Annotated in this window: 23 protein-coding genes; 15 read left to right on the top strand and 8 right to left on the bottom strand. The window is 73.4% G+C overall.

The features are described from left to right. The first annotated feature begins 19 nt into the window (after window positions 1-19). The 3 genes from M1O15_RS22375 to M1O15_RS22385 are packed head-to-tail and all read left to right on the top strand — an operon-like array spanning window position 20 to window position 3244. On the top strand, window positions 20-1336 hold the full coding sequence (locus M1O15_RS22375) for a sensor histidine kinase (protein ID WP_372499541.1): 1317 nt from the start codon (window positions 20-22) through the stop codon (window positions 1334-1336). Then, window positions 1333-1992 carry a response regulator gene (locus M1O15_RS22380; protein WP_248635900.1) on the top strand — a complete coding sequence of 220 codons (660 nt, stop codon included), beginning with the start codon at window positions 1333-1335 and terminating at the stop codon, window positions 1990-1992. Before M1O15_RS22375 ends, M1O15_RS22380 begins: the two co-directional genes overlap by 4 nt. A gap of 52 nt (window positions 1993-2044) precedes the next feature. Further along, window positions 2045-3244 (top strand): cytochrome P450, encoded by a 1200-nt coding sequence (locus M1O15_RS22385; protein WP_248635901.1) that lies wholly within the window; start codon window positions 2045-2047, stop codon window positions 3242-3244. A gap of 40 nt (window positions 3245-3284) precedes the next feature. On the opposite strand, the gene M1O15_RS22390 is transcribed toward M1O15_RS22385, so the two are convergent. Further along, window positions 3285-4157, bottom strand: coding sequence for a diacylglycerol kinase family protein (locus M1O15_RS22390; protein ID WP_248635902.1), 873 nt, complete (start codon window positions 4155-4157; stop codon window positions 3285-3287). Window positions 4158-4348: 191 nt separating this feature from the next. Here M1O15_RS22390 and M1O15_RS22395 point away from each other — a divergent pair, with 191 nt between their 5' ends. From M1O15_RS22395 to M1O15_RS22405, 3 genes are all read left to right on the top strand, one after another. After that, window positions 4349-5632 (top strand): adenylosuccinate synthase, encoded by a 1284-nt coding sequence (locus tag M1O15_RS22395; protein WP_248635903.1) that lies wholly within the window; start codon window positions 4349-4351, stop codon window positions 5630-5632. A 261-nt stretch (window positions 5633-5893) separates the two neighbouring features. Continuing rightward, window positions 5894-6796 (top strand): glycoside hydrolase family 19 protein, encoded by a 903-nt coding sequence (locus M1O15_RS22400; RefSeq protein ID WP_372499547.1) that lies wholly within the window; start codon window positions 5894-5896, stop codon window positions 6794-6796. Between the two features lie 392 nt (window positions 6797-7188). Continuing rightward, a complete protein-coding gene (locus tag M1O15_RS22405) occupies window positions 7189-7593 on the top strand; it encodes an LppU/SCO3897 family protein (protein WP_248635905.1) in 405 nt (134 codons plus the stop codon). 11 nt (window positions 7594-7604) lie between these two features. On the opposite strand, the gene M1O15_RS22410 is transcribed toward M1O15_RS22405, so the two are convergent. The 4 genes from M1O15_RS22410 to M1O15_RS22425 form a co-directional block, all read right to left on the bottom strand. Then, window positions 7605-8438, bottom strand: coding sequence for a putative protein N(5)-glutamine methyltransferase (locus M1O15_RS22410; protein WP_248635906.1), 834 nt, complete (start codon window positions 8436-8438; stop codon window positions 7605-7607). 277 nt (window positions 8439-8715) lie between these two features. Then, window positions 8716-9750: an alpha/beta hydrolase gene (locus tag M1O15_RS22415; protein ID WP_248635907.1), complete on the bottom strand. Its 1035-nt coding sequence runs from the start codon at window positions 9748-9750 to the stop codon at window positions 8716-8718. Between the two features lie 264 nt (window positions 9751-10014). Further along, window positions 10015-10584 carry a MarR family winged helix-turn-helix transcriptional regulator gene (locus tag M1O15_RS22420; protein WP_248635908.1) on the bottom strand — a complete coding sequence of 190 codons (570 nt, stop codon included), beginning with the start codon at window positions 10582-10584 and terminating at the stop codon, window positions 10015-10017. Window positions 10585-10588: 4 nt separating this feature from the next. Continuing rightward, window positions 10589-11251 carry a DJ-1/PfpI family protein gene (locus M1O15_RS22425; RefSeq protein WP_248635909.1) on the bottom strand — a complete coding sequence of 221 codons (663 nt, stop codon included), beginning with the start codon at window positions 11249-11251 and terminating at the stop codon, window positions 10589-10591. Between the two features lie 190 nt (window positions 11252-11441). On the opposite strand from M1O15_RS22425, the gene M1O15_RS22430 reads away from it, so the two are divergent. The 3 genes from M1O15_RS22430 (at window position 11442) to M1O15_RS22440 (ending at window position 14795) form a co-directional block, all read left to right on the top strand. Beyond that, complete coding sequence (locus M1O15_RS22430; RefSeq protein ID WP_248635910.1) at window positions 11442-12812, top strand: aspartate aminotransferase family protein; 1371 nt, start codon at window positions 11442-11444, stop codon at window positions 12810-12812. Between the two features lie 322 nt (window positions 12813-13134). Then, window positions 13135-13983 carry a GntR family transcriptional regulator gene (locus M1O15_RS22435; protein ID WP_248635911.1) on the top strand — a complete coding sequence of 283 codons (849 nt, stop codon included), beginning with the start codon at window positions 13135-13137 and terminating at the stop codon, window positions 13981-13983. 161 nt (window positions 13984-14144) lie between these two features. Further along, on the top strand, window positions 14145-14795 hold the full coding sequence (locus M1O15_RS22440) for a putative DNA-mimic protein (protein ID WP_248635912.1): 651 nt from the start codon (window positions 14145-14147) through the stop codon (window positions 14793-14795). 103 nt (window positions 14796-14898) lie between these two features. On the opposite strand, the gene M1O15_RS22445 is transcribed toward M1O15_RS22440, so the two are convergent. Beyond that, window positions 14899-15651 (bottom strand): SLATT domain-containing protein, encoded by a 753-nt coding sequence (locus M1O15_RS22445; protein WP_372499543.1) that lies wholly within the window; start codon window positions 15649-15651, stop codon window positions 14899-14901. Window positions 15652-16058: 407 nt separating this feature from the next. Here M1O15_RS22445 and M1O15_RS22450 point away from each other — a divergent pair, with 407 nt between their 5' ends. The 6 genes from M1O15_RS22450 (at window position 16059) to M1O15_RS22475 (ending at window position 21810) form a co-directional block, all read left to right on the top strand. Then, complete coding sequence (locus M1O15_RS22450) at window positions 16059-16400, top strand: YbaB/EbfC family nucleoid-associated protein (RefSeq protein ID WP_248635935.1); 342 nt, start codon at window positions 16059-16061, stop codon at window positions 16398-16400. Between the two features lie 127 nt (window positions 16401-16527). Continuing rightward, a complete protein-coding gene (recR, locus tag M1O15_RS22455; protein WP_248635913.1) occupies window positions 16528-17127 on the top strand; it encodes a recombination mediator RecR in 600 nt (199 codons plus the stop codon). After that, entirely contained in the window at window positions 17120-17779 is a 660-nt protein-coding gene (locus M1O15_RS22460; RefSeq protein ID WP_248635914.1) for a DUF5063 domain-containing protein, read from the top strand. Before recR ends, M1O15_RS22460 begins: the two co-directional genes overlap by 8 nt. A 254-nt stretch (window positions 17780-18033) precedes the next feature. Continuing rightward, on the top strand, window positions 18034-19305 hold the full coding sequence (locus tag M1O15_RS22465; RefSeq protein WP_248635915.1) for an aspartate kinase: 1272 nt from the start codon (window positions 18034-18036) through the stop codon (window positions 19303-19305). Window positions 19306-19657: 352 nt separating this feature from the next. After that, window positions 19658-20485, top strand: a complete 828-nt coding sequence (locus tag M1O15_RS22470; protein ID WP_248635916.1) for a SigE family RNA polymerase sigma factor — start codon at window positions 19658-19660, stop codon at window positions 20483-20485. Between the two features lie 74 nt (window positions 20486-20559). Then, complete coding sequence (locus M1O15_RS22475) at window positions 20560-21810, top strand: hypothetical protein (protein ID WP_248635917.1); 1251 nt, start codon at window positions 20560-20562, stop codon at window positions 21808-21810. Between the two features lie 39 nt (window positions 21811-21849). Here M1O15_RS22475 and M1O15_RS22480 read toward each other — a convergent pair whose 3' ends face one another. Both M1O15_RS22480 and M1O15_RS22485 read right to left on the bottom strand, forming a co-directional pair. After that, window positions 21850-22641 (bottom strand): SURF1 family protein, encoded by a 792-nt coding sequence (locus tag M1O15_RS22480; RefSeq protein WP_248635918.1) that lies wholly within the window; start codon window positions 22639-22641, stop codon window positions 21850-21852. A 139-nt stretch (window positions 22642-22780) separates the two neighbouring features. Beyond that, complete coding sequence (locus tag M1O15_RS22485; RefSeq protein ID WP_248635919.1) at window positions 22781-24604, bottom strand: S9 family peptidase; 1824 nt, start codon at window positions 24602-24604, stop codon at window positions 22781-22783. Between the last annotated feature and the right edge of the window lie 80 nt (window positions 24605-24684).

A 24684-nucleotide genomic window follows, 5' to 3' on the forward strand; every position in this document is an offset into this window, starting at 1 on the left:
CCGGCTTACCGTTTTCGTTGTGACCGACACCAAGACCAGAAGCCCCGAGTACGTCATGGCGCAGGGGCTGCTCCGGGGCCTGCGCCGGGAGCTCCTCCAGGACGCCCTCGACTACCGGCTGCTGCCCCGGATGCGCACCGACGGCCCGGTGACCCGGCGCCTGCCGGCGCGGATACGCGCCCACGCCGGCTACCTCCCGCACGCCGTCCTCGTCGCCGTGGCGTTCTGGGTGGCCGGCTTGGCCTGGAGCACCGGCGCCGGGCTGGGCGGGGTGGTGCCCGCCGCCGCGATCGTGCTCACCCTGGTCCGGCCGGTCGCCGCGTTCTGGCTGTCGATGCTCTCCGCCCCGTTCGTGCTCGTCCTGGGCCATGGGGACTGGTACGACTGGCCCTGGACGCCCCCCTCCTTCATCGCCCATCTGATCGTCCTGGTCGTCGCCGCCGCGCGCACCCGGCCCCGGGCGGCCGTCTGGATGTGGGTGATCACCGCCTTCTACGGCCCGGTCGCCCACTTCGTCTTCGGCCGGGGGATCACCTCCAACGCCTTCGCGATGACCGCCCTCTCCGCCTTCTTCCTGCTGGTCGTCACCCTGCTCCAGGTGCGCCGCCAGGCCACCCAGGAGGTCACCGCCGAGCGGACCGTCACCCAGCAGGAGCGCTCCCGCCGGACCCTGCTGGAGGAGCGCACCACCATCGCCCGCGAGCTGCACGACGTGGTCGCCCACCACATGTCGGTGGTCGCCATCCAGGCCGAGGCCGCGCCCTACCGGGTGGAGAACCCGCCGCCCGAGCTGGAACAGGCCTTCGCCACCATCCGGGAGAACGCGGTCTCCGCCCTCACCGAGCTGCGCCGCATCCTCGGTGTGGTCCGCGCCGAGGACTACCAGGCCCCCGAGGCCCCGCAGCCCACCCTCGCCGACCTGGACGGGCTGCTGTCCAACGTCCGCGACGCCGGGCTGACCGTGGAGGCCGCGGTCACCGGTGCGCGCCGGGAGCTGCCGCAGGGCGTGGAGCTCTCCGCGTACCGGATCGTGCAGGAGGCGCTGAGCAACGCGCTGCGCCACGCACCGGGCGCGGAGGCCCGGGTGGAGGTGTCCTACGTCCTGGGCGGACTGGGGCTGCGGGTGGTCAACGGGCCGCCGCGCGGACTGGTCAAGCCCTCGCCGGGCGCCGGGCACGGCATCACCGGCATGCGGGAGCGGGTGGCGATGCTGGACGGCGAGATGACCGCCGGTCCGACCGAGGAGGGCGGTTACGAGGTGGCCGCCTGGCTCCCCGTACCGGCCGTACCGGCCCCCCGGGACGCCGCCGCCGACCGCACCGAGGAGCTGTCATGACCATCCGAGTGCTCATCGTGGACGACCAGGTGATGGTCCGGGAGGGCTTCTCCGTCCTGCTGAACGCCATGCCGGACATCGAGGTCGCCGGGGAGGCCGTCAACGGGCGGGAGGCGGTCACCCAGACCGCCGCGCTCAGACCGGACGTGGTCCTCATGGACATCCGGATGCCGGAGATGAACGGCATCGACGCCACCCGGGAGATCATCGCGGCGGACGGCGACGCCAAGGTGCTGGTGCTCACCACCTTCGACCTGGACGAGTACGTGTACCAGGCGCTACGCGCCGGGGCCTCCGGGTTCCTCCTCAAGGACGCCTCGGCCCGGCAGCTGGCGGAGGGCGTGCGGGTGGTCGCCGAGGGCGAGGCGCTGCTCGCGCCGACCGTCACCCGGCGGCTGATCACCGAGTTCGCCAAGTCGGCCGAACCGTCCCGTCCGGCCGCCCAGGCCCAGATAGGGGACCTGACCGAGCGCGAGACGGAGGTCCTGGTGCTGATCGCCCAGGGGCTCTCCAACGGGGAGATCGCCTCCCGGCTGGTGGTGGCCGAGTCGACCATCAAGACCCATGTCAGCCGCATCCTGGTCAAGCTGGGCTTGCGCGACCGCACCCAGGCGGCGGTCTTCGCCTACGAGGCCCGCCTGGTCACCCCGGGCTGAGCGGGCCCGCTCGTCTCTGGTGGTCGGCGCGGCGAAGGCCTATCGTCCGCTGATGGACTTCGACCCGTGGTCACCCGCGTTCCTGGCCGACCCGTACCCGGCCTACGCCGAGCTGCGCGCCCGGGGCCGGGTGCACTGGTTCGAGCCGTCCCGCCAGTACCTCGTCCCGCACCACGCGGACGTCTCGGCGCTGCTGCGGGACCGGCGGCTGGGCCGCACCTATCTGCACCGCTTCAGCCACGAGGAGTTCGGCCGCACCCCGCCGCCCGCCGCACACGAGCCCTTCACCGTGCTCAACGGCAACGGGCTGCTGGACCTGGAGGCCCCGGACCACACCCGCATCCGGCGCCTGGTGGCCAAGGCGTTCACCCCGCGCACGGTCGAGCGGCTGGAGCCGGTGGTGCGGCGGCTGGCGGCGGAGCTGGTCGACGGGCTCCTCGCGGACGGCGGCGGGGACCTGCTCAGCGCCGTCGCCGAGCCCCTCCCGGTCGCCGTGATCGCCGAGATGCTCGGCATCCCCGCCGCCGACCGCGCGCCCCTGCGCCCCTGGTCGGCGGCGATCTGCGGGATGTACGAGCTCAACCCGGACGAGCGGACCGCGCGCCGGGCGGTCACCGCCTCCCAGGAGTTCTCCGCCTGTCTACGGGAACTGATCGCCGTACGCCGCAAGGACCCCGGCGACGACCTGATCAGCGCCCTGATCGCGGCCCACGACGAGGGCGACCGGCTCAGCGAGCAGGAGATGGTCTCCACCTGCGTCCTGCTGCTGAACGCCGGCCACGAGGCCACCGTCAACACCACCGCGAACGGCTGGTGGGCCCTGTTCCGCCACCCCGAGCAGCTCGCCGCCCTGCGGGAGGGCCGGGTCGCGCTGGACACGGCCGTCGAGGAACTGCTGCGCTACGCCACCCCGCTCCAGCTCTTCGAACGCTGGGTGCTGGACGAGATCGAGATCGACGGCACCGTCATCCCGCGCGGCTCCGAGGTGGCGCTGCTCTTCGGCTCCGCCAACCGCGACCCGGCCCGCTTCACCGACCCCGAGCGCCTGGACCTCGCCCGTGCCGACAACCCGCATGTCTCCTTCGGCGCCGGCATCCACTACTGTCTGGGCGCCCCGCTGGCCCGGCTGGAGCTGACCGCCTCCTTCACGGAGCTGCTGCGCCGCGCCCCCGGTCTGCGGCCGGTGGCGGAGCCGCAGTGGCAGCCCGGGTTCGTGATCCGGGGGCTGGAGGAGCTGATGGTGGAGGTCTGAGGCCGGCCCCGAGGCGGCGCGGGGTCCACCTCAGTCCACCTCAGTCCGCCGCGGCCATCGTCGGCAGGGTCAGCGCCCAGGCCGAGCGGCGCAGGGTCCAGGTCCGGGTCCACACCGGGCCGGTGACCTGCGCGGTGTCGGCGCGGTAGCGGAAGGACGCGCCCGAGACGGTGATCGCGGACGCCTCCCGCCGTATCGGGTCGGCACCGGCCCGGGGCCGTACCACCACCTCGGCGACGCCGTTGCGGGACACCACCGTCACGTCCTCCACCGGGGCGTCCAGGTCGCTCAGCAGCTGCCCGTCCGCCTCCACCCGGAGCCGGTGGGTACGGACGGGGCGCACCGCCGCCCGGGGGGCGGCCGCGACCACCGGCGGCCGCACCAGGGTCCGTACCAGCGAGCGGCAGGTGTCCCACACCCCGCCCGCCGGGCCGGCCCCGTACGGCACCCCGTCCACCACGGCGGGCGCTCCGGCCGCCCCGGCCGGGATCCGCAGGCCCCGCAGCACCACCCCGCCGCTGTCGTCCACCAGCAGGTCCAGCCGCCGGGCCACCCCCTCCAGCACCGAGCGGGCCGCGGCCACCGCGCCCAGCGGCACCCCGAGCCCGCCCGCCAGCTGCACCGTGCCCGGCGGCCCCACCGGCACCACCGACAGGGGCGCGCCGTCCGCCAGTCCCCGGCCCCGGTGCAGGCGGTCCACCGCGCGCAGCAGCGCCCGGTCGTCTCCGATCACCACCGGCCGCCGCGAACCGCACCGGTCCAGTGCCCGGGCGAACTCCGCCGGGCCGTCCGGAAGGCTGATCCGCACGTCGGCGCGGGCACACAGCACGTCCCTGGCGATGCGTACGGACTCACCGTCGCCACGGCGCGCGACCGGGTCGATGATGACCAGCAGCTGGTCGGGAGCCGACACGTCGGTCCTTCCTCGGGTAGCATCTTTGTGCAAGAGCCCCTTTGCGCGATTGCGCCCAGGGGCTTCGTCTATTCCGGGGCACCGGTTCGACGGCTCGGGTGGTGGCGTACACCGGCGTACGGCACACACGTACGGCGGATGCCGCCGCGCCCGCCACTTGGACATGCCCCGCCCGGAAGGGGTGTACGCCTGTGCCCGCACTTGTGCTGCTCGGTGCTCAGTGGGGTGACGAGGGCAAGGGGAAGGCCACCGACCTGCTCGGTGGCTCCGTCGACTACGTGGTCCGCTACCAGGGCGGCAACAACGCCGGCCACACGGTCATCGTCGGTGACCAGAAGTACGCGCTCCACCTGCTCCCCTCCGGCATCCTCTCGCCGGGCTGCACCCCGGTGATCGGCAACGGTGTCGTCGTCGACCCGGCGGTCCTGCTCTCCGAGCTGAGCGGACTGAACGAGCGCGGCATCGACACATCCAAGCTCATGATCAGCGGCAACGCCCACCTGATCACCCCGTACAACGTCACTCTCGACAAGACGACGGAACGATTCCTCGGCAAGCGGAAGATCGGCACCACCGGTCGCGGCATCGGCCCCACCTACGCCGACAAGATCAACCGCGTGGGCATCCGCGTCCAGGACCTGTACGACGAGTCGATCCTCACCCAGAAGGTGGAGGCGGCGCTGGAGGGCAAGAACCAGCTGCTCGCCAAGGTCTACAACCGCCGCGCCATCGAGGCCGAGCGGATCGTGGAGGAGATGCTCGGGTACGCGGAGGAGCTGCGGCCCTACGTCGCCGACACCACCCTGATCCTGAACGACGCCATCGACGCGGGCAAGGTCGTCCTGTTCGAGGGCGGCCAGGGCACCCTGCTGGACGTGGACCACGGGACGTACCCCTTCGTCACCTCCTCCAACCCGACCGCCGGCGGCGCCTGCACCGGCGCGGGCGTCGGCCCGACGAAGATCAGCCGCGTGATCGGCATCCTCAAGGCGTACACCACCCGCGTGGGCGCCGGGCCGTTCCCGACCGAGCTGTTCGACCAGGACGGCGAGGACCTGCGCCGCATCGGCGGCGAGCGCGGCGTCACCACCGGCCGCGACCGCCGCTGCGGCTGGTTCGACGCGGTCATCGCCCGCTACGCCACCCGCGTCAACGGCCTGACCGACTTCTTCCTCACCAAGCTGGACGTGCTCACCGGCTGGGAGCGGATCCCGGTCTGCGTCGCCTACGAGATCGACGGCAAGCGCGTCGAGGAGCTGCCGTACTCGCAGACCGACTTCCACCACGCGAAGCCGGTGTACGAGTACCTGCCGGGCTGGTCCGAGGACATCACCAAGGCCAAGACCTTCGCCGACCTGCCGAAGAACGCGCAGGCCTATGTGAAGGCCCTGGAGGAGATGTCGGGCGCCCCGATCTCCGCGATCGGCGTCGGCCCCGGCCGCACCGAGACGATCGAGATCAACTCCTTCCTGTAGGAAGCGTGTTCGCCTGACGGCGGCGGCCGGTGGGTACGACGCCCACCGGCCGCCGTGTGCTGTCCGTGTGCGCCGTTGAGGAGTTCTGGTCTAGACCTTGACAGGTTCAGACCATTCCGGTGAGCTGTGCCCATCCCCATGGACCGACCGATCGACCCCGTAGCCGATCGGTCGATCGACGGACCCGCGATCCCCACGGGTCTCCCCCCACGGAAGGGCCTCCTCATGTCCCGACGTATGTCCCGACGCCTGTCCCGCCGGATGCTCGCCCTGGTCACCGGGGTCTGTACCGCCGCCGGTATCGCCCTGTTCGCGCCGAGCGCCGGGGCCACCGCTCCGGCCGGGGCCGCCGTCGCGGCCGCCGACTGCGTGGCCCCCTGGAGCGCGTCCACCGTCTACACCGGCGGCAAGACCGCCTCGTACAACGGCCGCAACTGGCAGGCGAAGTGGTGGACGCAGAACGAGCGGCCCGGCTCGTCCGACGTCTGGGCCGACCAGGGTGCCTGCGGCGGCGGCACCGGGCCGGGGCCCAACCCGGACCCGAGCGGCTTCGTCGTCAGCGAGGCGCAGTTCAACCAGATGTTCCCGAACCGGAACCCCTTCTACACGTACAAGGGGCTGACCGACGCGCTCAGCGCCTTCCCCGCGTTCGCCAAGACCGGCAGCGACACGGTGAAGCGGCAGGAGGCGGCGGCGTTCCTCGCCAACGTCAGCCATGAGACCGGCGGGCTGGTCCATGTGGTGGAGCAGAACCAGGCCAACTACCCGCACTACTGCGACTCCTCGCAGCCGTACGGGTGCCCGGCCGGGCAGGCCGCGTACTACGGGCGCGGGCCGATCCAGCTCAGCTGGAACTTCAACTACAAGGCGGCCGGTGACGCCCTCGGCATCGACCTGCTGCGCGACCCCTACAAGGTGGAGCGCGACCCGGCGGTGGCCTGGAAGACCGGCCTCTGGTACTGGAACACCCAGAACGGCCCCGGCACCATGACCCCGCACAACGCGATGGTCAACGGCGCGGGCTTCGGCCAGACCATCCGCTCTATCAACGGCGCGCTGGAGTGCGACGGCAGGAACCCGGCGCAGGTGCAGAGCCGGATCGGCAAGTACCAGAGCTTCACCCAGATCCTGGGCGTGCCGACCGGGTCCAACCTGAGCTGCTGAGCCCCGCGGTCCGGCCGCACCGGACCCGTGAACGGCCGTCGGCGCCGCGGTGTCCTGCCCACCCGCGGGGCCGGCGGCACCGCCGCGTCCCGGTCGTGGACGGCGATCTCCATGGTCCTGGCCATGGGCGCCAGGACCTCACGCCGCGGGAGGCGCAAGCCCGCCGGAGTGGGGCGGGTGGGTCCGCTGACGGGGCGTCAGGTCCTGATTGCATCACGGTTCCGCGTGCGCGCTGTCACGGTTTGGCAATCGGGAGGTATAAGGACGGCGTAAAGGCGCGATAGCGCGCCTCGGGTACCCCCGATCTCAGTAACGTACGCCCGTTCGATCACCTGATCTTCCGGCTGTCGGATCCCCCGATCACCGGAACCTCACGCAAGGACGTACCCGCCATGGCCGTTGAGCAGCCGCCCGCCGCCCCCGTCGAGCAGCCGCAGCCGCCCGCCTTCGACGGGCAGCAGCCTGCCCCCGCCGCCAAGCCCAAGGGCGGCAAGGGCAAGAAGTTCCTCCGGGTGGTCGCCCTGATCGTCGTGGCCATCGCGGTCAAGTTCGGCATCTCGTACATGTTCAACTCCCCGGTGCACGCCGAGGCGGGCGACTGCGTCCGGGTGACCGGCAGCGAGAACAACCCCGAGGTCGACACCAAGGACTGCTCGGACAAGGACGCCAACTACAAGGTGGTCAAGGTCGTCGACGACACCTTCGACACCAACAGCTGCGGCACCGTCGGCCAGGCCGCGCTCGCCCAGCAGTGGGACGCCGAGAAGTTCGTCCTCTGCCTCGACCCGGTGAAGTAGCCCCGGTTCGCTCAGGTGCGGTCGTCGGCGGCCCGGCGGGTCCCGACGACCACGGTCGCCCACAGGTCCTCGCAGGTCTCGACGGACGCCACCAGCCCTCCGGCGGTGACGATCGCCGTGGCCGCGGGGACCTGCCGCTCACTGGTCTCGAACAGCAGACTGCCGCCGGGCGCCAGCCACTCGGCCGCCTCGACGGCCACCCGGCGCAGTACGTCGAGCCCGTCCCGGCCGCCGTCCAGGGCGACCCGCGCCTCATGCGCCCGGGCCTCCGCCGGAAGCAGCTCCACCTCTCCCGTCGGTACGTACGGCACATTGGCGAGCAGGACGTCCACCCGTCCGCGCAGCCGGGGCGGCAGCGGGGCGAACAGATCGCCCAGGTGCACCGACCCCGGCGCGGCGATGTTGCGGCGGGCGCACCGGACGGCGGCCGGGTCGATGTCGGACGCGTGCAGCTCGGGCCGGTGCAGGCCGGCCGCGAGCGCGGCCCCCAGCGCACCCGAACCGCAGCACAGGTCCACCACCACCGCCCCCGCCGCCGGGGCGAGCGCGGCGGCCCGGTCCACCAGGAACTCGGTACGGCGGCGCGGCACGAACACCCCCTCGTCCACGCTGATCCGCAGCCCTCTGAACTCGGCCCAGCCGACGACATGCTCCAACGGCCGCCCGGACGCCCGGCGCGCCACCATCGCGTGCAGCTCCCGCACGGTGCGGGCCGCCGAGAGCAGCAACTCCGCCTCCTCCTCGGCGAACACGCACCCGGCGGTACGGAGGGCGGAAACGGTCGTCTCACGGTGCGGGCGGAGCGCCGCGGCCGACGATTCAGGGGAGGGCTGGGGTACGGACATGGGAACGCCTTTCGGGATGCACTGCGGGTGCTCCCGTACGGACGTGTATCCCTAGCCGACGGTGCGAGAACCGACGGAGAAGGCGTCAACGGAGAAGGCGAGCACCCGTTCTGACCTGCGGTTGATGGGAACTCACCTCCTCGGTGCGCTGTCGGTCCGGCACCCGGCGCCGCGATGGCGCGGGGTCCTGGCCGACCTTACACGGCGCCTGTCCGGGGCGCGGCCCGGGTGGCCATGGCAGACCACTGGTGGGGGCCTGGGAGGCCGGGGAAGGGATTCAGCGAAGGGCACGGAGCAGCATCGGCAGCGAGGCCGTGAACTCGCGTGACCAGTAGGCCGGATCGTGGGTGCCCGCGTGGAAGCGGGTCGTCACCCGGGCACCGGCCGCACGGAGCACCGGGGCCAGTGCCTCGTTCTCCTCGCGCATGATCCATTCGGTCGGTGACAGGACGTCGGCGGGGAACGGTGCGTCCGGGTCCTCCAGGCCGGGGATGTGTTCGTCGGGGAGGGTGCCGGGCGGGTCCAGTGGGCCGAGCCGCCCGTCACCGCAGGACAGCCGGACGGGGATGCCGCTGAGCCGGTGGGCGAGGTACGCGGGGTCGTGGGCCTGCCAGATCGCGCGCTGGCGCACCGGATCGCCCCACAACGCCGTCCACTCCAGGCCCAGATGGTCCATCGCGGCCCGTACCGCGCGAGGGTGCTGGAGCGGGTGCACGAAGCCGCTGTAGCTCGCTGGCGCCCGGAACAGCCCCCGGTGGCGCGCGGTGTACGACACGGCGCCGAACCCGCCCTGGGACTGGCCGGCGACCACCCGCCTCGTCCCGGCTCCGTAATGGCGCTCCACGAGCGGCAGGACCTCGCGCAGATGGAACGTCTCCACAGCCGGAGGGCCGCCCTCGCCGTGGTTCCACCAGTCCGTGCAGAAGCCGAACAGCGGCATCTCGGGCATCACCACGAGCGTGTGCCGCAGTGCGGAAAGGCCATGGATCCCGTAGTCCCGGGTCCACGCCAGATGGTCACCGTCCCCGCCGGGCAGCAGGAGCAGCACCGGCCAGCGGTGCACGGGCCGCCGGGCGTGCCAGTCCTCGGGAGTCAGGAGCCGCACCCCGGCCGGACGTCCCAGCGCGGCCGATTCCACCACGAGATCGACGATCCGCCGTCCGGAGAACGTCTCCGCGATCACCTCCGCCCCACCGCCGGCCGCCGCCCTCGGCAGTGCGGCGGCCTGCCCGGCGCCGACAGCGCCGGCGCCGAGAACCAGTGCACCGTGCAGCAGCAGACGCCGTCCCGGACCCGACGGAAGAGCACTCACCGGCCACCTCGTCTCGAACGCCCTCAGACCCCGGGCCCCGCTGGTTCCCTTCCGAGTCTCGTGCCGCGGCGACCGCACAAGGAATCCGTCACACCCCTGACCGGTCCCGGAGTTCACCCCTGAGGCGTATCGCGGCAAGCGCACGGCCCCCGGGCAACATGGCACCGGCGGGCGCCCCGTCGGGGCATCAGGACGACGAGGCCACCGCCGGCTGTCACGGCGGCCGCAGCGGCTCCGGCCGTCGGCAGCGTGCGCTGCCACGGCCTAGCCGGCTGCCTCCTCCGTCTCCATCACCCGCTCCATGGCGCGCGCCAGCCGCTCCAGTGCCGCGGCGGTCTCGGCGAAGGCCTCCTCGCCCAACTCGGCTGCCAGGCGGCCCGCGAGGTCGGCGTGGGCTGGCTCTATGCGGGCGATCGAGGCGCGGCCCTCGGCCGTGGGGGCGAGGAGCTTGGCCCGGCGGTGGGCCGGATTGGGCAGGTACTCGGCCAGCCCCTCCCGTACCAGCAGGTCGGCCACTCGCTGCACGCTCTGCCGGGTGATGCCCATGGTGCGGGCGATCCCGGAGACCGGTTGCGGCTCCGGCATGACGGCGCCGAGCACCTGCCACCAGGCGGCGGTCAGGCCGGCCGGGCGGGCCAGCCGCTCGGACTCGGCGAGGAACTGGCCGTTCAGCCGGAACACTCCGAGGGCGGTGCGGGACAGCAACTGCTGGGCGAGATGGGCCTCCACCGGGGTGAGCTCGGTGGGGGGCTCCGAGGGGCGGGGGGCCGGGGGCCGGTCCCGTACCCCGTCCTCGTGAGCGTCCTCGTCCTTGCTCGCCGCGTGCGTGCTCATGGGGTCAGTCCTCCGCGTTCAGTTCCTCGAAGGCGGCCGGGTCGGAGTCGTGGAACAGCCGGTACCAGGCGTCGAGCCGGCTGCCCCCGAGGGCGCCCATCCGGCCCAGGATCTCGCGGGCGAAGGCCACCGGCTCGGTCGGGCCGGCGGTGATCAGGTCCCCGTCGGTGACCGCGTCGGTCTCCTCGTAGTGCTTGCCGCCCTGGTAGCCGCTTCCGGCCAGGTAGAAGGAGACCGCGCTGGTGTGGCGGCGCGCGTCCAGCAGTCCCTCGCGGGCCAGGCCGAGGGTGGCGCCGCATATGGCCGCGACCGGCACTCCCGCGTCGAGGAAGGCGCGGGCCGTGGCGGTGAAGGGAGCCAGGGCGTCCCCGGCGTCCCAGAGGTCGGCGCCCGGGAGGATCAGCAGGGAGGCGTCCTCGGGGCGGAGCTCGGAGAGGGCCAGGTCGGGGGAGACGCGCAGGCCGCCGATGCTGGTGACCTGGGCGGTGCTGGGACCGACCGTGCGGATGTCGAAGCCGGAGCGGGCCAGCCAGGCCGTGGCGTGGCCGGTCTCCCAGTCGGCGAGGGTGTCGTAGACCGCGAGGTACACGGGCTTGCGGGCGGGGGGAGCGGATGCGGCTTCACCCACGGCGGCCGTGGTGGTGGCGCGGGAGCCGGTGCCGGTCATGGTGCCTCCTCGGTGAGGTGATGACATAATGCTGTCATGGAGGCAGGATGCTGTCAACGCCCTTTCCCGTACTTTCCTCCAGCGAGGCCGAGCGCCGTCCGTAGCGGACGACACCCTGCCGATCCAGGCCCTTTCCGCCATACAAGATGGCCATACCGGCACCCGTCCGCGGTTGCCTACCCTGGCCCGCATGACCCCTCTGACCCCTCATGCCGATCCGCGGACCGGGGCGGCCGTCAAGGCCGCAGACCGCGCGCACGTGTTCCACTCCTGGTCAGCCCAGGGCCTGATCGACCCGCTCGCGGTCGCCGGCGCCGAGGGTGCGTACTTCTGGGACTACGACGGGAACCGCTACCTCGACTTCGCCAGCGGCCTCGTCTACACCAACATCGGGTACCAGCACCCGAAGGTCGTCGCGGCCATCCAGGAGCAGGCGGGGAAGCTGGCCACCTTCGCCCCCGCCTTCGCCGTGGACGTGCGGTCCGAGGCGGCCCGGCTGATCGCCGAGCGCACCCCCGGCGACCTCGACAAGATCTTCTTCACCAACGGCGGCGCCGAGGCGGTCGAGAACGCCATCCGGATGGCCCGCCTCCACACCGGCCGGACCAAGGTGCTGTCCGCCTACCGCTCGTACCACGGCGCCACCTCCACCGCGATCAACCTCACCGGTGACCCGCGCCGCTGGGCGTCCGACACCGCCTCGGCCGGCGTCGTCCACTTCTGGGGCCCCTTCGCGTACCGCTCGCCGTTCTACTCGGCGGACGAGACCGAGGAGTGCGAGCGCGCCCTCGCGCACCTGGAGGACACCATCGCCTTCGAGGGGCCTGGGACCATCGCGGCGATCATCCTGGAGAGCATCCCCGGCACCGCCGGGATCATGGTGCCGCCGCCCGGCTACCTGGCCGGTGTGCGCGAGCTCTGCGACCGGTACGGCATCGTCTTCGTGCTGGACGAGGTCATGGCGGGCTTCGGCCGGACCGGCGAGTGGTTCGCCGTGGACCACTTCGACGTCGTGCCCGACCTGCTCACCTTCGCCAAGGGCGTCAACTCGGGGTACGTACCGCTGGGCGGGGTCGCGATCTCGGCGGAGATCGCGGCCACCTTCGACAAGCGGCCCTACCCCGGCGGACTCACCTACTCCGGTCACCCGCTGGCCTGCGCCGCGGCCGTCGCCACCATCGAGGTGATGGAGGAGGAGAAGGTCGTCGAGCAGGCCGCCCGGCTGGGCGAGCGGATCCTCGGCCCCGGGCTGCGGGAGCTGGCCGAGCGGCACCCCTCGGTCGGCGAGGTGCGCGGACTCGGCGCGTTCTGGGCGCTGGAGCTGGTCCGGGACCGGGAGACCCGCGAGCCGCTGGTGCCGTACAACGCCACCGGTGAGGCGGGCACCCCGATGGCCGCCTTCGCCGCGGCCTGCAAGAAGAACGGCCTGTGGCCCTTCGTCAACATGAACCGCACCCACGCCGTGCCCGCCTGCAACATCACCGAGGCGGAGGCGAAGGAGGGCCTGGCCGCCCTGGACGCCGCGCTCTCGGTCGCCGACGAGCACACCACCGCGGCCTGAGCCCCGGCCCCCGGACGGGGACACCACCGCGGCCTGGGCCCCGCCGCGCAGGGGCACTTTGACCTGAGCCCCGGCCCCGGACAGGGACATCACCGCGGCCTGAGCCCCGGTCCCGGACGGGGGCACCATCGCGGCCTGGGCCCCGCCGCGCGGGGGCGCCTTGGCCTGAGCCCTCGCCGCGGGCGGGCCGCCCCGCGCCCGGCCCGGGGCGGCCGCCGATGGCCGGCTCGTGAGGGCGGGAGACCTCCGTCACGAGCCCCCGGCCCCCTCCTCCGGCTGCCTTAAAGTGTCCGGAACCACGCACGAGGAGGGGGCCGGACCCATGCCCGCCAGCGGAGCCGTCACCCGCAGCACTCTGCGCCAGCAGATCGCGGACGCACTCCGTGACGAGGTGCTCGCCGGGCGTCTCGGTCCGGGCGAGGAGTTCACCGTCAAGCAGATCGCCGAGCAGTACGGGGTGTCCGCCACCCCCGTCCGGGAGGCGCTGGTGGACCTCACCGCGCAGGGGCTGCTCGACTCCGACCAGCACCGGGGCTTCCGCGTGCACCGCTTCTCGGTGGAGGACTACCGGGGCATGGTCGAGGCCCGCGCCTTGGTGGTCGACGGGGTCTTCCGGCGGCTGTGCGTGTACGGGGAGAAGCACCAGGACCGGGAACGGGAGCGAGACGGGGGCCGGGAACGGGATGGGGACGGCGGTGGGGGCGGTATGCCGCTGCCCGCGCCCGCCCGGTCGCCGGAGGAGCGGCCGCCGGTGCCCGCCCGCGGGCCGGAGGAGCCGGCCGGGGCGGTCCGGCGGACCCCCGTGCGCACCCCGCCGCACGGGGAGCGGCTGGTGGCGGTGCGGCGCCGGGGCGAGGAGGCGGCACGGGCCGCGCGCGCCGGTGAGCTGGACATCCTCATCGGCTACGACCTGCGGTTCTGGCGAGAGCTCAGCGGCTTCGTCGCCAACCCCTACATCGTCGGCTTCCTGCACCGCCTGCGCGTCCAGGCCTGGGTGTTCGCCGTCCCCCGTCTGCGCGCCGACCCCCGGCGGGACCGGTGGCTGTGGAGCGGGCACGAGGAGCTGGTCGACGCGGTGGCGCTGGCCGATCCGGAGGCGGTGAGCACCGTCATGGACGCGTACAACGCGCACTCCCTGCGGTGGGCCGACCATCTGGAGCGCTGCTCCTGACCGTCCGCGACCGTTCTTGACGGTCCTTGGGCGCGGTACGCCGCGGCTACCGGCCCCCCGCGATGGGTAGGGGACGTGCATCCGCCGGCCGCCGGAGGCGGGCCGTCGTCCACCGCGCACTACGCTGTCCCGACCCGCGACCGAAGGAGAGCGAGTCCCCCTTGGCCTGTGACCTGTGGTTGGTCCCCCTTGTCGACGTCCTCTGCCACAGTCCCGACAACCCTTTCGCGGAGGAGATCGCCGTCTACGACGCGGCGCTCACCGAGGCCGGTCTGCCGGCCGTGCCGGTCTTCGCCTACATGCCGGGGCTCTCCGGCGACGTGGCGCCCGTCGCCGGGTTCGACTACGACGCCCTGCACTTCCTGCGCCGCGCCTATCTGCTCCAGCTGTGCGGCCTCGCCGTCACCCCGGTCGACGAGCTGGGCGGGGACTACGAGCAGCTGCTGGAGATGTTCGAGTCCACCGCCCAGCAGTCCCACCTGGTCTGGCACTACGACCACGCCGGCGCGTACGTCCCGCTGGACTTCCGCGCGCCGCTCTCCAACGACGCACTGCTGGCCGGTGGCGGACCGCTCGGTTCCGCGCACGGGCTGCTGCGCGAGCTGCAGTACGTGGCACCCGCCATCGGCATCGACCCGGCCAACCCGCCCGCCGCGCCCCGGCCCCCCGAGCGGCCCACCGCCCTGGAGGAGCCGGCCGGCCCCGTCCCATACGACGACAGCCCGTTCGCCCGGGAGCGCCATGTCTGGCTGGGGCTGCACGCGGCCGCCACCCGGAGCCTGGGCCAGGGCTCGATGATCATCTTCAGCTGACGGCCGGGTCTCCAGCCGACGGCCGGATCTTCGGCTGACCGCCGGATCTCCAGTCGGCCGCCGCCCGGCCCGCCGCCCGCCTACCGCCCGGCCCGCGGTCCGCTCAGCGCGGCTCGGGCGGGCGCTGGCGCGGCATGTTGGGGCGGGTGCCCGGGGGCAGCGGGCGGCAGCTCCCTGACGGAGGGGCGGGGTCCGGTACGCCGCGGGAGGGCGGGTCCGCCGGGACCGCGTACGTCACCAGGGGCGCCGGGCCGGAGCGGAACGCCGACATCCAGTCGGCCGTCTCGGTCCGCACCAGCTCCGCCACCTCCTCCGAGAACCGGCGCAGCACCGCGAGGCACCGCTCGGCCGCCTCGCTCGCCGTGCCCTCGGCCGGGCCCAGCACCTCCCGTACGCTCGCCGCCGCCCAGTCGAACTGGAGCCGCTGGAGGCGGCGGTGCACCGCCTGCGCGGTCGCCACGTCCCGCATCCAGCCGGAGGTGAGGCCGAAGTACCGGTCGCAGGCCAGGCAGGCGGCGCCCAGCAGCAGTGACAGGTAACCCCAGCCGGCCGCCCCGGCCAGCGCGCCGGTGAGGTCCAGCAGCGGCAGCGCGGCCCCGGCGACCGCGCCCAGCGCCGTACCGGCCCGCAGTGCCCGCGCGCCGCGCCGCTTCCAGCCGCGGTCGGCCAGGTACCAGTCGGCCGTACGCAGGGCGTCCTGCTCGACCCAGCGGTACAGCTCGTCCAGCCGGGCGGCCGGCTCGCCCCAGTCGCCCAGCGGGAACGGCCGGCCGGCCAGATCACCGCCCCGGCTGCCGCGGGCCCCGCGCTGGTCGGGTCGGCCGGGCTGGCCGGGCTGCATCTCCGGCTGACTCACCGGGGCACTCCTTCAGGGCTTGTCCAGGGCCCGACCGCCGTCCGCGGGGGAGTGCGCGGGGGCCGTGCGCGCGGTACGGGCGGTACGGAACGTGGCTGCGCGAAATGCGTACTGAACCGTGTACGCGTACGGAGGCGCACCCCGCTTTCCTACCGCCGAATGGCGGGCATCGTGCCCGGAACCCCGGATTTCCGCGCGCTTTCCGCCCTCAAGAGGGGTGCGGAACGGTGAGGGGCGCGCCCGTTTCTCACCCGAACGAGTGAGAGCGGGCAGAGGGGGCACACCCACCGGGGACCACGTAGGCTCGGCTTGCCGACTGTGTTCGCCGAGTCGGCGTGCTTTTCCTCTGCTTCACGCGCTTTCGCGCAGCCTTACGCAACGTTCCCCTCGAAGTGCCAGGAGTGACCGTGATCCCCGGTGGCGGCCAGCCCAACATGCAGCAGCTCCTCCAGCAGGCCCAGAAGATGCAGCAGGACCTCGCGCGCGCCCAGGAGGAGCTGGCGCAGACCGAGGTCGACGGTCAGGCGGGCGGCGGTCTGGTGAAGGCCACCGTGACCGGTGCCGGCGAGATCCGGAACCTGGTCATCGACCCCAAGGCGGTCGACCCGGAGGACACCGAGACCCTCGCCGACCTGGTGGTGGCGGCGATCCAGGCCGCGAACGAGAACGCCCAGGCGCTCCAGCAGCAGAAGCTCGGGCCGCTCGCCCAGGGGCTGGGCGGCGGCGGCATGCCGGGGCTGCCCTTCTGAGCACCGGCCCTCCAGCGGCGGGGACGGGCCGTCCCCGGACCCGCCTCGCCCGCGGCGGCCCCCGCCTTCTCACCTCCGCACGCAGCAACTACCGTAAGCATCACAGCACTCCACGAGAGGCGTTCCGTTGTACGAAGGCGTGGTTCAGGACCTCATCGACGAGCTGGGCAGACTGCCCGGCGTCGGTCCCAAGAGCGCGCAGCGGATCGCCTTCCACATCCTCCAGGCCGAGCCCGCCGACGTGCGCCGTCTCGCCGGCGCGCTGATGGAGGTCAAGGACAAGGTGCGGTTCTGCGCGGTGTGTGGAAACGTCGCGCAGGAGGAGCGCTGCGGAATCTGCCGCGACCCGCGCCGTGACGACGCGGTCGTCTGCGTGGTGGAGGAGCCGAAGGACGTCGTCGCGATCGAGCGGACGCGCGAGTTCCGAGGGCGGTACCACGTCCTCGGCGGCGCGATCAGCCCGATCGAGGGCGTCGGTCCGGACGATCTCCGCATCCGCGAGCTGCTGGCCCGGCTCGCGGACGGCACGGTCACCGAGCTGATCCTCGCGACCGACCCCAATCTGGAGGGGGAGGCCACCGCGACGTATCTGGCGCGCATGGTCAAGCCCATGGGCCTGAAGGTGACGCGCCTGGCCAGCGGACTCCCCGTTGGCGGCGACCTGGAATACGCCGACGAGGTCACGCTCGGGCGTGCGTTCGAAGGGAGACGACTCCTCGATGTCTGACGCCACACTGCACGCGCACGCGATGGACCCGGACAGTTTCGCGGTCCAGATCGCCGACTCCATAGAGTCCTTCATCGTCGCCACCACGGAAGTGGCCAGGGGGGACGAACCGGACAGCGCGGTGCCGTTCCTGCTGCTGGAGGTCTCGCAGCTGCTGCTGGCCGGAGGGCGGCTCGGCGCACACGAGGACATCGTCCCCGACGAGCGCTACGAGCCGGACGCCGGTCCGGACCTGGACGTGGACGAGCTGCGGATGCGGTTCGCGGTGATGCTGGACCCGGTGGACGTCTTCTCCGAGGTCTTCGACCCGTACGAGCCGCGCAAGGCGCCGGTGCCGTTCCGGATCTCCGACAACCTGGCCGACATCATCGCCGACCTGCGCCACGGGCTGGCCCACTACCGGGCGGGCCGCACCACGGAGGCGCTGTGGTGGTGGCAGTTCTCGTACTTCTCCAACTGGGGCCCGACCGCCTCGGCCACCCTGCGGGCGCTGCAGTCCCTGGTCTCGCACGTCCGCCTCGACCAGCCGCTGGCCGAGCTGGACGGGCTGGACACCGACGAGGACCTCGCCGAGGACGCCCTGGCCGAGGAGGCGGGCCGGGTGATGGCCGCCGAGATCCTCGGTCCGCTGGGGATGCGTACCGTCAAGTAGGTTCCGCGCCACCTCCTCCGTCCGTGGGCCGGCTCGCGTGAGCCGGCCCACAATCGCGCGTAGCCCGTGCCGCCCCGGGCAGGAACCGGTCGAGCGGCCGTGGCGCCCCGGTGCCGAGCGGGCTGATCGCGAGGATCGCGAAGATCCGCTGATCAGGTGGTGAGCGGGACATCTCACGATGTGACTGCGCGGGGGCGATTCCCGGCCGCTCGTTAAACTGAGCTGACCGCAAACGGACTGAGCGAGGAGCGCACGTGGGCCTTGTCGTGCAGAAGTACGGAGGCTCCTCCGTTGCCGATGCCGAGGGCATCAAGCGCGTCGCCAAGCGAATCGTGGATGCCAAGAAGAACGGCCATCAGGTCGTCGTCGTGGTGTCCGCGATGGGCGACACGACGGACGAGTTGATCGATCTCGCCGAGCAGGTATCCCCGATCCCTGCCGGACGTGAGTTCGACATGCTGCTGACCGCCGGAGAGCGGATCTCCATGGCGCTGCTGGCGATGGCGATCAAGAACCTGGGCCACGAGGCCCAGTCGTTCACCGGAAGCCAGGCCGGGGTCATCACCGACTCGGTCCACAACAAGGCGCGGATCATCGACGTCACGCCGGGCCGTATCCGTACGGCGCTGGACGAGGGCAACATCGCCATCGTCGCCGGCTTCCAGGGCGTCTCCCAGGACAAGAAGGACATCACCACCCTGGGCCGCGGCGGCTCGGACACCACCGCCGTCGCGCTGGCCGCGGCGCTGGACGCCGAGGTCTGCGAGATCTACACCGACGTCGACGGCGTCTTCACCGCCGACCCCCGGGTCGTGAAGAAGGCCCGCAAGATCGACTGGATCTCGTTCGAGGACATGCTGGAGCTCGCGAGCTCCGGCTCCAAGGTGCTGCTGCACCGCTGCGTCGAGTACGCACGCCGTTACAACATCCCGATCCATGTGCGTTCCTCCTTCTCGGGGCTCCAGGGCACATGGGTCAGCAACGAACCGCGAGGGGACCTCAAGGTGGAGCAGGCCATCATCTCCGGTGTCGCCCACGACACCTCCGAGGCGAAGATCACCGTCGTCGGGGTGCCGGACAAGCCGGGCGAGGCCGCCGCGATCTTCCGGACCATCGCGGACAACGAGATCAACATCGACATGGTGGTGCAGAACGTCTCCGCCGCGTCGACCGGGCTGACCGACATCTCCTTCACGCTGCCGAAGGCGGAGGGCCGCAAGGCCATCGACGCCCTGGAGAAGCAGAAGGGCCTGATCGGCTTCGAGTCGCTCCGCTACGACGACCAGATCGCCAAGATCTCGCTGGTCGGCGCGGGCATGAAGACCAACCCGGGCGTCACCGCCGGCTTCTTCCAGGCGCTCGCCGACGCCGGGGTGAACATCGAGCTGATCTCCACCTCGGAGATCCGGATCTCCGTGGTCACCCGCGCCGACGAGGTCAACGAGGCCGTCCGCGCCGTGCACACCGCCTTCGGGCTGGACAGCGACTCGGACGAGGCCGTCGTCTACGGCGGCACCGGGCGCTGAGAGCCTCACGGCGTCGCGCCGCGGCGTCGCACGGCGGCGGTGGTCCGGATCCGGACCACCGCCGCCGTCGTCGTGTCAGTGGGGGTTTGTAGGATCTGTGAACGCCCTGTGAGTGGCCGGCAGAGTTCCGCCGCCCTGACCGCTCGACCTGGGGCGATGGCATGTTCGTGATGCTTGTCCCCCTGTGCCGCAACCGGCGGCCGGGAGTCGGGCGTCTCCGCGGTCGCCCCATCGTGCAGCCGCGCGAACGGGGCATTCGGGAAGAGCGGGTACGCATGAGGGCAGACGGCGCACCGTCAGAAGCGGTGGTGTGGGCGTACAACCCTGACGGGGGGAAGCGTGTCCAACAGGCGTGGCAGAGGTACTCGACATCGCAGCGGTGGTCCCGCTCCGCGCCGGACGCACCGGCCCGGGCGGTGCCGGCCCGGCGGCGCTCATCGGCGCCCTGCCGGTCGGCAGTGGTGCCGCGCCCGGCACCGTACGGCCGCCGGCCGGTGCCGTGCGACCGGCGCCCGGTTCCGTACGACCGCTCCGGCGGCCGTCCCGGCGGGGCGGGGGCATGCCGGTGATCGCGCCGATGCCCGCCGCTAGGCGGACGGCGCCCCGGATACCCTCCCAGCGCGGCGCCGAGAGCGCCGTCGGCGGGGCGGTGGCGGAGGACAGGGCGACCGCCGGGACGACCGCCGCCGGGACGACCGTCGACCACCTCACCGAGACCTACCGGGCGCACTACCGCTCCCTGCTCGGGCTCGCCGCGCTGCTGCTGGACGACACCGCCTCCTGCGAGGACGTCGTCCAGGAGGCCTTCATCCGGGTGCACTCGGCGCGCAGCCGCGTCCGCGACCCCGAGAAGACGCTGGCGTATCTGCGCCAGACCGTGGTCAACCTCTCCCGCTCCGCGCTGCGCCGGCGCATCCTCGGACTGAAGCTGCTGTCCAAGCCGATGCCGGACATGGCGAGCGCCGAGGAGGGCGCCTACGACCAGCTGGAGCGGGACGCGCTGATCAAGGCGATGCGCGGGCTCCAGCGGCGGCAGCGTGAGGTGCTGGTGCTGCGGTACTTCGCGGACATGACCGAGGCCCAGGTCGCCGAGACGCTGGGGATATCCCTCGGCTCGGTGAAGGCGTACGGCTCACGCGGAATCGCGGCGCTGCGGGTCGCCATGGGGGCCACGGCATGAGCGAGGGACACAGGGACGGCGCGGAGGCGGCCGGACGGTGCGCCGCACGACCGGACGGAACTGGGAACGACACGGTGAACAACAGCCCGGATCACGAGCGCCCGGGGCGCGAGCGCCCGGACCGCGACGCGGCGGACCTCGGCACGCCGGACCATGAGGCCCCGGCGGACGAGGACCGAGAACCCGGCGGACGCGAGCACACCCCGGTGGACGGTCCCTTCACCACCTTCCGGCCCCTCTCCTTCGGGCCGGCGGGGCCGGCCGCTTCGGCCGAGGGGTCCGGGGCGGACGACGAGCTGGAGCTGCGGCGGATGCTGCGGGGCGCCGTCCAGGGCCTGACGCCCACCGAGGGCAGCCTCGACCATCTGCGGCGGGCGGTGCCCGCGCGGCGGGCCCGCAAGCGGCAGGCCGTGGTGGGGATGGCCGCCGCCGCGCTGCTGTTCGGTACGGCGGTGCCCGCGCTGGTGCATGTCGCGGCCTCTCCCGACACCACCGAGGACTTCCCGGTGAACGCCGGGCACGGGCAGCACGCCCAGGACGGCCCGGAGGGCTCGTCGAAGAGCGCGGACGGCGGCGGTGGCACCACCGGCGGCGGGCAGGACGGCCCGCGCACCGAGGAGAAGAGCCCGTCCCGCGAGGACCGCGACGGTACGCCCAGCCCGCACCCCTCCGCGGAGGCGGCCACCGGGAGCACGGCCGACGGCACCGTCGGCGAAGGCGCCGGCCGGGTCGGCACCGCGGCCCCGGTGAGTACGCCGGTGTGCCAGGCCGACCAGCTGGGCTCGGCCCTCGCGGACCTCGCCCGCCCCGACCCGGAGGGCAGGGTGTACGGCACCTTCCGGGTGACCAACACCTCCCCGACCGCCTGCGCGGTCGGCGCCGTGGGGGCGGTGGGCTTCGCCACCACCGGGGCCGCCGATCCGGCGAAGGTGTCGGTGCTGCGGCACACGGCGGGCGACGCGGCCGCCGGGCTGCCGGACCCGGCGCAGGAGGCGGCGGCGCCGCTGCTGCTCCAGCCGTCGGGCAGCTACGAGGTGAAGTTCGCCTGGGTCCCGGCCGAGACCTGCCCGGTGGACGGCGGCAGCCAGGAGCCGTCGCCCGAGCCCACCACCCCGCCCACCGAGGAGCCGCCGACGACCGGCGGGGGGACGGACACCGCCGACACCGGCACCGGCACCCAGCTCCAGAGGGCGGACGGCGGTCTCGCCGAGGGCGGGGTCACCGTGACCCACACCGCCGAGCAGGGCTCCCCGACGGCGGCCGCCACGATCACCGAGGCGTGCGCGGGCGCGATCTACCACACGGGTGTGCTGGCGCCTTCCTGACGGAGGTCCCGGACGGGACCCCGGCCGCCCGGGCGCCGGCTACCGCAGGCCGGCGGCCGGGGCCTCCGCCATGGATCCGGTGGGCGCCTCCGGGGTGAGGCCGAGGGCGGCGTCGCGGGCGGCCTCCGCCTCGCGGCGGAACAGCCGGAACCACATGAACAGCACAAAGCCGGCGAAGACGAACCACTCCCCGGTGTAGCCCAGGTTCTGGAACGCCTTCAGATCCAGCCCGCTGCCCTCCGCCGCCACCGCCGGGACGGGGGTCAGCCCGGCCGGGGCGTCGGTGAGGGTCACCCAGGCGTCGACGACCTCGCCCGGGACCAGGTTCACCAGCGAGGCCGCGCTGATCATGCCGACCTGCCCGGACGGCAGCGCCCCAGGGCGTACGTCCGGGCTGCCGCTGTGCTCCGAGGCCTGGAGCGCCCCGGTCACCGTGGTCCGGCCGGCCGGTACGGCGGGGGCCTCGGCGCCCGACGGCAGCCAGCCCCGTACCACCGGAAGCTCCTCGCCGCCCTCCATGCGCAGCAGGGTCAGCACATAGGAGCCCGGCTCGCCGTCCAGCTCCCGGCCGGGGACGAGGAACTGGCGCCCGTACTCCCCGGTGGCCGTGGCGGTCCGCCCGGAGGTCTCCTGGTCCACCGGCAGCAGCTCCCGCAGCGGAGCGGCCCGCACCGAGGCGGGGTCCGGCCGCCGCTCGGCCGCCTGGTGGGTGTCCACGCGCTCCTCGAACCGGCCGAGCTGCCATGTCCCCATGAAGACGCAGAAGGGGATCGCCAGCACGACGAAGAGGTTGATCCCCCACCAGCGGGGCGTCGTCAGGAACCGGTACACACCACCACGGTACGGAACCGCCCCGGCCCCCCTACGCCCGGGGCCGCCCCCGGAGGCCGCGCAGGCGCCCGCGCCGACGCCGCCACCCGGGAGCCCCGGCGCCCTCGGCGACACGGCCACCAGGGCGCCGCCCCCGCCCTCAGCTCCCCGGCGTCAGGTGCCGGGCGGCGAACTCCAGCTCCAGCCGCACCTGCTTGATCCGCTCCTCCACCACCAGCGAGCCGTGCCCCGCGTCGTAGCGGTACACCTCGTGCACCGCGCCGCGGGCGGCCAGCCGGTCCACGTAGTTGTCGATCTGGCGGATCGGGCAGCGCGGGTCGTTCACCCCGGCCGAGATGTACACCGGGGCGCGCACCGCGTCGACGTAGGTGATCGGCGAGGAGGCCTCGAAGCGCTCGGGGACCTCCTCGGGGGAGCCCCCCAGCAGGGTGCGGTCCAGCGCCTTCAGGGCCTCCATCTCGTCGTGGTAGGCCGTGACGTAGTCGGCGACCGGCACCGCCGCCAGGCCCACCGCCCACGCCTGAGGCTGGGTGCCGAGGCCGAGCAGGGTGAGGTAGCCGCCCCAGGAGCCGCCGCTGAGCACCAGCCGGTCCGGGTCGGCGAGCCCGGAGGCGACCGCCCACTCCCGTACCGCGGCGATGTCCTCCAGCTCGATCAGCCCGACCCGGTGCTTCAGCGCGTCCGTCCACTCCCGGCCGTACCCGGTGGAGCCCCGGTAGTTGACCCGGACCACCGCGTAGCCGTGGTCCACCCAGGCCGCCGGGCCCGCGGCGAAGGCGTCGCTGTCGTGCCAGGTCGGGCCGCCGTGCACATCGAAGACGGTCGGCAGCGGACCCGTGGCGCCGGCCGGCTTCTGCACCAGGGCGTGGATCCGGCCGCCGGGGCCCTGGACCCACACGTCCTCCACCGGCACCGAGCCGGGCGCCCGCGCGCCAGGCGCCTCCAGCACCACCTCACCGGAGGTGGAGCGCACCGCGGGCGGGGTGGCGGCCGAGGACCAGAGGTACTCCACGGTGCCGTCCGGGCGGGGCGTGGCCGAGGAGACGGTGCCCGGCGGGGTGTCCACCTTCACCAGGGCGCGGGTGGCGATCTCGTACCGCCACAGCTCGCTGCGCGCCTCGAAGCCGTGCGCGACCAGCAGCCCGGTGCCGTCCGGGAACCACTCGGCCGACACATCGCCCGGCAGGTCGATGCCGAGGTCGCTCTGCTCGCCGGTGGCCACGTCCCAGAGCATCGGCTCCCAGCGCCCGCGCCGCTGGTGGGCCAGCAGCAGCCGGGTGTCGCCGTCCACCGGCGCGAAGCCGAGCACGGACAGCCCCAGCTCCTCGGTGCCGCCCTCGGTGTCGTCCAGCTCCGCGACCGGCGAGCCGTCCGGGCGCACCACCCGCACCGCGGAGTGCATGGCGTCGCCGTGCTCGGTGTGCTCGATGGCGAGCAGGGTGCCGTCGTGCGACAGGTCGCCGACCCCGGCCGACTCGCGGTGGCGGTATATCTCCACCGGTTCCCCGCCGCCGGGCCGGACCACATGCAGCGTCGAGCCGTCCTCGTCGGTGGAGCGGCCGACCACCACGGTGCCGTCCCGGCCGAGCGCCAGCCCGGCCGGGTAGGAGGCGGCGAGCCCCGGCACGGCCGGCTCGTCCGGGCCGCCGTGGAACGGCTGCCGCATCCAGACGCCGAACTCGTCCCCGTCGGTGTCCGAGAACCACCACACCCACGCCCCGTCCGGCGACAGCACCCCGTCGGTGGTGCCGTTCGGCCGGTCGGTGACCTGGCGCTGGCCGCCGCTCTCGCGGTCCCAGGCGTACAGCTCGTAGGTCCCGGTCGCGTTGGACACGAAGAGGGAGCGGGCCGGGGCGTCCTCGGCCCACTCCGGCAGCGACACCCGGGGCGCCCGGAACCGCTGCTCCCACTCGGGGACGGCCGGGTCGGGGGTCGTGGTGGTCTGCTGGTCGTTGTCGGTCATGCGCACATGGTCTCGCGCCGCGGGCGCCGCCGGGACCGCCGCCCGGTCCCGGCGCCGGGCGGTCGCCGGCCGGCGAAGGG

The sequence above is a fragment of the Streptomyces lichenis genome (assembly GCF_023218175.1).
Lineage (GTDB): Bacteria > Actinomycetota > Actinomycetes > Streptomycetales > Streptomycetaceae > Streptomyces > Streptomyces lichenis.

Bases quoted from the DNA above. Each gene is read 5' to 3' on its own strand.
- M1O15_RS22430 (WP_248635910.1), top strand. From the start codon at position 11,442: ATGACCCCTCTGACCCCTCATGCCGATCCGCGGACCGGGGCGGCCGTC.
- M1O15_RS22485 (WP_248635919.1), bottom strand. From the start codon at position 24,604: ATGACCGACAACGACCAGCAGACCACCACGACCCCCGACCCGGCCGTC.
- M1O15_RS22460 (WP_248635914.1), top strand. From the start codon at position 17,120: ATGTCTGACGCCACACTGCACGCGCACGCGATGGACCCGGACAGTTTC.
- M1O15_RS22435 (WP_248635911.1), top strand. From the start codon at position 13,135: ATGCCCGCCAGCGGAGCCGTCACCCGCAGCACTCTGCGCCAGCAGATC.
- M1O15_RS22425 (WP_248635909.1), bottom strand. From the start codon at position 11,251: ATGACCGGCACCGGCTCCCGCGCCACCACCACGGCCGCCGTGGGTGAA.
- M1O15_RS22385 (WP_248635901.1), top strand. From the start codon at position 2,045: ATGGACTTCGACCCGTGGTCACCCGCGTTCCTGGCCGACCCGTACCCG.
- M1O15_RS22420 (WP_248635908.1), bottom strand. From the start codon at position 10,584: ATGAGCACGCACGCGGCGAGCAAGGACGAGGACGCTCACGAGGACGGG.
- M1O15_RS22410 (WP_248635906.1), bottom strand. From the start codon at position 8,438: ATGTCCGTACCCCAGCCCTCCCCTGAATCGTCGGCCGCGGCGCTCCGC.
- M1O15_RS22405 (WP_248635905.1), top strand. From the start codon at position 7,189: ATGGCCGTTGAGCAGCCGCCCGCCGCCCCCGTCGAGCAGCCGCAGCCG.
- M1O15_RS22380 (WP_248635900.1), top strand. From the start codon at position 1,333: ATGACCATCCGAGTGCTCATCGTGGACGACCAGGTGATGGTCCGGGAG.
- M1O15_RS22400 (WP_372499547.1), top strand. From the start codon at position 5,894: ATGCTCGCCCTGGTCACCGGGGTCTGTACCGCCGCCGGTATCGCCCTG.